Below are 1062 nucleotides of genomic sequence, written 5' to 3' on the forward strand. Positions count from 1 at the left end.
AGCTGCAGCGGAGCCGATGAGAAGGCTCTTGATGTTCATTATTGACCTCCAGTCAATTATAGAGGTCAAGCTTGGGGAGTTCCCAAAATAGATATTATATATCAATATGATAGTGTGGATGTGCGTCTCTTTTCTCGCATCGAACTCGTCAAAAAACACGTGTCCGCGCAGTCAGGAAGATGTCCTGGTCATCCGAAAATCACGCAGCACAGCTGCGACGCGGTAAAGCGAAGAGGGAGGTATTTGCGATGAAAGATGAGAAAAGCCGCTCGGGGCAAATGGCGGAGAGGATGGGATTCGAACCCACGATACGCTTTTGACGTATACTCCCTTAGCAGGGGAGCGCCTTCGACCACTCGGCCACCTCTCCGGTCCGGCCTGATTATTGTCTTGAATCGTCGAATGCAAGGCCTTTTATCCGTCTCGCACATTTTACCGCGTAGATGACCCGCTGAAGAGCAGCGTAACCTGCGCGACAGAGGCCTCAACAGACGCCTAAGGCCAGAATCACAAGGGAATCAGGGCGAAATGGGAATCAACCAGGGAATCGCCTGGTCGATTCTGGCGCTCCTCTGCATCAATTGAACGGCGAGGGCTGCCCGAAACGCGTATCGGCACGACGTCCTGCAATCCAGCGCCGGTCACCGCCGGCACGGGAATCCCCTAATAACACGGGCAAACTGTCCCAAATCGGATGTGCCCAGGAGAGTGGAGTCCCCCTATATATAGAAGGGAAGCTCCCCTAACTGTCGGATTCCATTCGCCTTTCTTAACGAAAGGTAAATGACTTCGGGTCCTGGGTCGCGGTTTTGTGACCTTTCGGCAACAGGATTTCGGTAAGGGGGGTGGCGATCCCCCCATTCCTCTCTTTGGTGATTGCATGACCGGAGATGTTTTGTATTTTCAACATCGGAAGCGAGGCGGTGGATCGTCCGTCTTCTGAAACCGACGGGGATGGGGCAGGGAACGCTGTCCTTCAGCCAAATAACCCAGACCCATACGAAACTTGACTGGAGGTCAATAATGAACATCAAGAGCCTTCTCATCGGCTCCGCTGCAGCT

The 1062-nt window shown here is 53.2% G+C and carries 1 tRNA gene; it reads right to left on the bottom strand.

The window, feature by feature from the left end:
- Positions 1-279: 279 nt before the first annotated feature.
- Positions 280-370 (bottom strand) — tRNA-Ser (locus IP76_RS20460).
- Positions 371-1062 lie beyond the last annotated feature (692 nt).

This window comes from Rhizobium sp. AAP43 (assembly GCF_001296045.1).
Lineage (GTDB): Bacteria > Pseudomonadota > Alphaproteobacteria > Rhizobiales > Rhizobiaceae > Allorhizobium.